The sequence below is a fragment of the Roseateles sp. P2_H4 genome (genome assembly GCF_056403315.1).
This window is the reverse complement of record NZ_JBFUFR010000080.1, coordinates 1-6005: the sequence shown is the minus strand read 5'-3', so window position 1 is coordinate 6005 and position 6005 is coordinate 1. Positions and strand designations below refer to the sequence as shown.

The window sequence follows — 6005 nt, the reverse complement described above, 5'->3', positions numbered from 1 at the left end:
AGGCCGGCCAGGTCGTGGCCAAGGTCGTGCCGCCGGCGCAGGCCGCCGCGCCCGCGGCCGCACCCGATTTCCTGGCCAGTGCGGTCGAGGTCTTCCGCCTGTACGGCATCGCGGCCCAGGCGGYGTGGTCACCCGAGGGCGAGCTGGTGCTGCAGACGCAGGAGCGTGACGCCGCCAAGCTGCAGGCCGCCGCCGCCGCCGCCAAGCGCGACATCGCCCGCCTGCCGGCATTGCGCCTGGACAACCGCCCGCCCACGCTGGCCGCGGCGGCGCCCGTCCCGGCGCCGGACGACCCGGCCAAGCGCCTGGTCGCGGTGGTCGACAACGCCGACAGCCCCTACTTCATCACCGCCGACGGCAGCCGCTATTTCAGCGGCGCCCTGCTGCCCAGCGGCCACCGCGTCGTGCAGATCGCCGAGCGCGCCGTCATCGTCGAGCGCGATGGCCAGCGCACCCGGCTGACTCTCTGATTTCCCCTCAACCTCCCTCAAGGAGTTCCCATGTCCAACACGCTTCTCAACACCCTCGCCGCCGCCCCCGTCACCGGCACCACGGGTGGCAAGACCAACAGCAGCGGCGGCTCCTGGTTCGAAGCCATGGCCGACGCCTGGGGCAAGGCCCTGGACAAGCAGGCCGGCGACATCGAGACCGCCTCCAACGCGATGAACAACGGCGGCGACACGCCCTCCGCCGTCACCGAGCTGACCGCCATGTCGCTGAAGATGAGCTTCCTGGCCAGCAGCTCGCACACCGCCGTGTCGACGGTCGGCTCCGCCCTCGAAACGATGGCGCGCAAGCAGTGACACCCGGTCTCGCCATCGCCGCTCCGGTGGCGGACGTCCAGCTCGGCGCCGGCGCGTCGCTGTCCAGCCTCGGCCAGGTCGCACCCGCGGCCGACGTGGCGGGCTTCGAGCGCGCCATGGCCGGCGCCGTGCAGCGCCTGGGGCCGACCGAGTCGTCCGCCCAGGCCATGCAGCGCATCGTCCAGCCGCTGGACCACATCAATGCCGAAGCGGCATCGCTGGGGCGCGACGCCCAGGCGGCCGCCGCTTCGGGCCAGGAACTGACACCGGGCGAACTGGTCAACCTGACGGTGCGCTGCCAGGAGTTCATGTTCCATTGCCAGCTGACGTCCAACATCGCCAACCGGACGTCAGAAGGCTTGCAGCAACTGTTCCGTCAACAGTCATGAAGCCTCTACGAAGCCTCTCCGCGCTCGCCCTGGCCCTGCTGCTCGCCGGCTGCGGCGAGCAGACCCTCTACGCCAAGCTCGACGAGCGCCAGGCCAACGACATGGTCTCGGCGCTGCGCCTGTCCGGCGTGCCGGCGCAGAAGAATGCACGCGAGGACGGCTTCGAGGTGCTGACGGCCGAGGCCGACTTCGCCCGTGCGGTGCAGATCCTCAGAGCCCAGGGCCTGCCGCGCGAGGACTACGACAGCCTGGGCAAGGTCTTCAAGCGCGAGGGCTTCGTGTCCACGCCCGTCGAGGAGCGCGCCCGCCTCATGCACGCGCTGTCGCAGGAGCTGTCGCACACGCTGACCAGCATCGACGGCGTGCTGCAGGCCCGCGTGACGCTGGTGGTGCCGGAGCGCCATCCGCTGTCCGACAAGGTCCAGCCCTCGTCGGCCTCGGTGATGCTCAAGCACCGTCCCGGTCTCAATATCGACACCCTGCTGCCCAAGGTGCGCGCCCTCGTCGTCAACAGCGTCGAAGGCCTGCCCTATGAAAGCGTCTCGGTCGTCGCCTTCGCGGCCGAGCCCACGCCCGTTGCGCCGCCGCTGGCCGAGACCCAGGCGAGCGTGCCGCTGGTGCTGGCCATCGCGCTGGGCACGGCCAGCCTGGGCACGGCGGGCTGGCTGGGCTGGCGCCGCCGCCGCGCCACCGCCCAGCTCGCACTCGAAGGGGGCGGCCATGACTGAACGCCAACTGCGCGCCCACGTCGCAAGACGCCTGCTCGAGGACGCACCGGCCGAGGCACGCACGCTGACCTGGGCCCAGCTCGACGCGGCGCCCGCCTGGCTGGCGCTGGAGCGCGACGAGCTGCTGGTGCTGGCGCGGCGCTGCGGCTCCGTGCTGGCGGCGCCGGCGCTGCGCCTGTGGATTGCCGGGCCGCTGCGCGAGCTTGCGCGCGCCGCGCTGGGCGTGCCCTGGTGGCGGGCCTTGCGCAGCGCCGAGGCCTGGCCGCCGCTGCCGGCGGGCCTGCCTGCCGGCCTGAGCGACTGGCCCGAGGTATCGACGCCGGAGACCTTGAGCCGGCAGTTCACCGAGGCCGGTGCGGCCGTGCTGCTGGCCGGCCTGCCGCACGGCTCCCTGCGCCACGCCGCCAGCCGCCGGCTCGGGCCGGTCGCCGCCTGGGTCATGCCCCAGGCCACGGCGCTGGCCGTGCTGCGTGAAACGTTGAGCTTGCAGTCACAGGTCACCACATGAACAACAGCTTCATGCTCTGGCACCGAGACCCGCAGGCCAAGCTGGGCATCGCGTCGGACCGCCGCGTTCTGCGCGCCGCCGAGGTGCCGGCCTTGCAGGATGCGCAGCAATTGCTGGCCGACCTGCGCGCGCTGTTCGTCGAGGAAGAGATCCGCGTCGACGAGGCCTGCGAGCGCGCCCGCGTCGAAGGGCTGAGCCAGGGGCTGGCCGAGGCGAAGGATCAGTCCCGCGCCGAGTTGGGTCACGCGCTCACCCGTCTCACACGCACCCATGAAGACGAACGCCACCGCTTGCAGCGCGAGGTGGCAGGCCTGGCGCTGGAGGTCTTCCAGAAGTTGCTCGGCCAAGTGCCCCACGACGAGCGCCTTGCGCGCCTGGCCGTCCAGGCGGCGCGCGAGCTGCTGCCGGCCCGCACCTGGCGGCTGCAGGTGCACCCCAGCCAGCTGGCCGGTCTGCGTGAAGCGCTACGCGCCATCGACCCGGATGACAAAGCCGGCCTGGCCGGCGCAGAGATCGTGGTCGATGCCGACCTGGCCGAGACGGACTGCCGCCTCGTCACCGAATTCGGCACGGCCGACGCCGGCTTGACGACGCAAGTCGAGCGCCTCGCCCGCGCCTGGGGATTGCGGCCATGACGCTGAGCCTGGACGCCGAGACGGACACACTGCGCCGCAGCCTGCAGCGCACCCGCACCGTGGCCACGCTGGGTCGCGTCGTGCAGGCCGGCGGCACGCTGATGCGCGCCACCGGGGTGCAGGCCCGCGTCGGCCAGAGTTGCCGTGTCTTCGACCCCTCGCGGCCGCAGGACGACGGCCTGCTGGCCGAGGTCATCGGCTTCCAGGGCCACGAGGCCGTGCTCGCGCCGCTGGGCTCGCTGCAGGGCCTGCCCGTGGGCGCCGCCGTCGAGGTGCTGCACGAGGCCGCGCAACTACCGAGCGGGCCGGGCCTGCTCGGCCGTGTCATCGACGCCTTCGGTCAGCCGCTGGACGGCGGCCCGCCGCTCGGCCACCTGCCCCGCGTGCCGCTGTATCGCGACGCGCCGTCGCCGCTGCAGCGCCGGCCGGTGCACGCGCCGCTGGTGTGCGGCGTGCGCGCCATCGACACCCTGCTGACGGTCGGCGAAGGCCAGCGCGTCGGCATCTTCGCGATGGCCGGCGGCGGCAAGTCCACGCTGCTGGGCATGCTGGCGCGCAGCACGCGGGCCGAGGTCAACGTCATCGGCCTGATCGGCGAACGCGGCCGCGAGGTGCGCGAGTTCCTGGAGGACAGCCTCGGCGCCGAGGGCCTGGCCCGCTCCGTCGTCGTCGTCTCCACGTCGGACCGGCCGGCGCTGGAGCGCGTGCGCGCCGCCTATGCGGCCACGGCCATCGCCGAGGGCTTCCGGGCCCAGGGCGCGCGCGTCGTGCTGATGATGGATTCGGTGACGCGCTTCGCGCGCGGCCTGCGCGAGATCGGCCTGGCGGCCAACGAGCCGGCCGTGCGGCGCGGCTATCCGCCGTCGGTGTTCGCCGAGCTGCCGCGGCTGTTCGAGCGCGCCGGCAACGACGCCCACGGCTCCATCACCGCCTTCTACACGGTGCTGGCCGAGGACGAGGACGGCAACGACCCGGTGGCGGAAGAAGTGCGCTCCATCCTCGACGGCCACCTGGTGCTGTCACGCGCGCTGGCTGAAGGCCAGCACTACCCCGCCATCGACGTGCTGGCCAGCGCCAGCCGAGTTTTCACGCGCGTGACCGGCCGCGAGCAGCAGCGCGACGCCGCTCATCTGCGGGCACTGATGGCGCGGCACAAGGAGGTCGAGTTCCTGCTGCGCGTGGGCGAGTACCAGGCCGGCAGCGACCCGCTGGCCGACCAGGCCATCGAACGCATGCCGCAGATCAAGGCCCTGCTGCAGCAGGCCACCCACGAGCCCAGCGACTGGGAAGGCGGCCTCCAGCATCTGCGGGAGATCGTGTCGTGAATTTGCTGTCCGACACCGACGCCCGCCAGTGGCTGCGGCTGCGCCAGTTGCGCGTGCAGCGCGCGCGCCTGGCGCTGGCCTTGGCGCAGGCCGGGGAGCGCCAAGCCTTGGCTGCGGTCCAGGATCGCGAGCTGCGCATCCAACAGGGCCGTGCGCTGATCGCCGAGCTGGTCCTGCACTGGGGTGGCCCGGGCAGTGCCGACATGCCGCGCTGGGTGCATCAAGTCCAGGTCCATGGCGAGGTGCTGGCCGAGCGGCTGGAGCGCGATGAATACGCCCTGCTCGACGAACGCGAGACGCTGGAGCAGGCCCAGGCGGAAGTGCGCCAGCGCCGCGCCGATCTCGCTCGCGCCCAGGCGCGCGAGGACGCCGTGGATGCGACGCTGAAGGACCAGCGCCGCCAGACCCGGCAAACCCGCGAGCGGCAGGCGGAGCTTGAAACCGAAGACGCCTGCCGGCCCCGGCACTGAGACCGTCGTGAAGCTGCTGCCCCTCCTTCTCCCCCTGGTGGCGATGCCGCTGCGAGCACGGCACGCCATGGCGACCTCCGAGCCAGCCCCGCCACCGGAGTCGCACCCCGATGCCGGCGCGCCGGACTGGCGCAGCGCCTATCTGCGGCTGCGCGAGCAGGAGCCGACCGAAGCGCAGCCGCCCTTGCCGCTGCCTGCCGCGAGGGCGGGCGATGCGGCGCCCGAGACGACGGCAGTGCGCAGCGTCTCGGACGCGCCCACGGCGACGCGCATCGAGGCGATTCGCCAGCTCGCCGAGCCCGACGCCGCAGCGGCGCCGGCGGCGCGCAGCTGGCAGGTCGAGCTGCCCGCGCTGCATGGGCCCGCCTGGCAGCTGCATGTCGAGCAGGTGCAGCCGATGGCACCGCTGAACCTGGAGCTGCGCGTGCCGCAGGTCGTTCAGGCCCAGGCCCGCCAGCAGTTGAGCGACCTGGACAAGCGCCTGCGCGACGCCGGGCATGACGTCCTCAAGCTGCGTCTGCGCGACACGGCACGCACGGGCGAGCGCTTCCGCCCCATTGACGAGATCGAACGATGAGCAGCATCACCGCCATCCAGGCCCTGACGCCGGCCGAAACCTGGCAGGCCTGGCTGCAGGCCAGCGCGAACGAGGCCGAGGCCCAGCCCGCCGTCGAAGCCGAACCAACACCCGAACTGCCCCAGCAGGTCGCGGCGCCCTCTGCGCTGTTGAGCACGTCGGCCGCGCGGCCCGCCGAACCGCCGGTGGCCGCCCTGCAACTCGCCGACGCCGCATCGGCCGTGCTGCCCATGGCGCCCGTCCTCATGCAGCCGCTGAGCCTGCAGAACGGGCCGGAGCTGCGCTGGCGCGTGCAGGACGCCAAGGAATGGCGCCTGCTGTTCGACGACGCCGGCGATGAAACCCCGGGCGAACAGGAGACTGCCCTCGATCAGCCCGACGCCGCACCGGAACCCGCACCCGCCTGGGCGCAGGCGCTGCTCGAGCGCCTGCGCGAGGCGGCCACTGCGCCCCAAGCCGCCGCCGCCATGCGCCCGGCCCTGCAGGCCTGGCGCGTCGGCCTGCCGGTGTTGCTGGCCAGCCCCGCCGGCCTGGCCAGCCTGCAAGCCAGCCGCGATGCCACGGCCTGGC

The 6005-nt window shown here is 73.1% G+C and carries 9 protein-coding genes and 1 pseudogene; all 10 read left to right on the top strand.

Features of this window, described 5'->3' with window-relative positions; genetic code table 11:
* Positions 1 to 470 (top strand): SctD/MshK family protein (locus AC1DW3_RS30295; protein WP_477937926.1); only part of this gene is annotated, 470 nt, incomplete at its 5' end.
* Between the two features lie 30 nt (positions 471 to 500).
* Positions 501 to 803 (top strand): hypothetical protein, encoded by a 303-nt coding sequence (locus tag AC1DW3_RS30290; RefSeq protein ID WP_477937924.1) that lies wholly within the window; start codon positions 501 to 503, stop codon positions 801 to 803.
* On the top strand, positions 800 to 1192 hold the full coding sequence (locus AC1DW3_RS30285; RefSeq protein WP_477937922.1) for a hypothetical protein: 393 nt from the start codon (positions 800 to 802) through the stop codon (positions 1190 to 1192). The genes AC1DW3_RS30290 and AC1DW3_RS30285 overlap by 4 nt, the downstream gene beginning before the upstream one ends.
* Positions 1189 to 1920 (top strand): type III secretion system inner membrane ring lipoprotein SctJ, encoded by a 732-nt coding sequence (sctJ, locus tag AC1DW3_RS30280; RefSeq protein ID WP_477937920.1) that lies wholly within the window; start codon positions 1189 to 1191, stop codon positions 1918 to 1920. The genes AC1DW3_RS30285 and sctJ overlap by 4 nt, the downstream gene beginning before the upstream one ends.
* Entirely contained in the window at positions 1913 to 2428 is a 516-nt protein-coding gene (locus AC1DW3_RS30275) for a hypothetical protein (protein WP_477937918.1), read from the top strand. Before sctJ ends, AC1DW3_RS30275 begins: the two co-directional genes overlap by 8 nt.
* Positions 2425 to 3063 (top strand): FliH/SctL family protein, encoded by a 639-nt coding sequence (locus AC1DW3_RS30270; protein ID WP_477937916.1) that lies wholly within the window; start codon positions 2425 to 2427, stop codon positions 3061 to 3063. The genes AC1DW3_RS30275 and AC1DW3_RS30270 overlap by 4 nt, the downstream gene beginning before the upstream one ends.
* On the top strand, positions 3060 to 4388 hold the full coding sequence (locus tag AC1DW3_RS30265; protein ID WP_477937914.1) for a FliI/YscN family ATPase: 1329 nt from the start codon (positions 3060 to 3062) through the stop codon (positions 4386 to 4388). Before AC1DW3_RS30270 ends, AC1DW3_RS30265 begins: the two co-directional genes overlap by 4 nt.
* Entirely contained in the window at positions 4385 to 4858 is a 474-nt protein-coding gene (locus AC1DW3_RS30260; protein ID WP_477937913.1) for a hypothetical protein, read from the top strand. Before AC1DW3_RS30265 ends, AC1DW3_RS30260 begins: the two co-directional genes overlap by 4 nt.
* A gap of 7 nt (positions 4859 to 4865) precedes the next feature.
* On the top strand, positions 4866 to 5435 hold the full coding sequence (locus AC1DW3_RS30255) for a hypothetical protein (RefSeq protein ID WP_477937911.1): 570 nt from the start codon (positions 4866 to 4868) through the stop codon (positions 5433 to 5435).
* Positions 5432 to 6005 (top strand): annotated as a pseudogene (locus AC1DW3_RS30250) (hypothetical protein); the annotation flags it as partial. The gene AC1DW3_RS30255 and the pseudogene AC1DW3_RS30250, both read left to right, overlap by 4 nt.

Excerpts from the sequence above, each read along its gene's own strand:
- AC1DW3_RS30270 (WP_477937916.1), top strand. The coding sequence starts at position 2,425 with ATGAACAACAGCTTCATGCTCTGGCACCGAGACCCGCAGGCCAAGCTG.
- AC1DW3_RS30290 (WP_477937924.1), top strand. The coding sequence starts at position 501 with ATGTCCAACACGCTTCTCAACACCCTCGCCGCCGCCCCCGTCACCGGC.
- sctJ (WP_477937920.1), top strand. The coding sequence starts at position 1,189 with ATGAAGCCTCTACGAAGCCTCTCCGCGCTCGCCCTGGCCCTGCTGCTC.
- AC1DW3_RS30265 (WP_477937914.1), top strand. The coding sequence starts at position 3,060 with ATGACGCTGAGCCTGGACGCCGAGACGGACACACTGCGCCGCAGCCTG.
- AC1DW3_RS30275 (WP_477937918.1), top strand. The coding sequence starts at position 1,913 with ATGACTGAACGCCAACTGCGCGCCCACGTCGCAAGACGCCTGCTCGAG.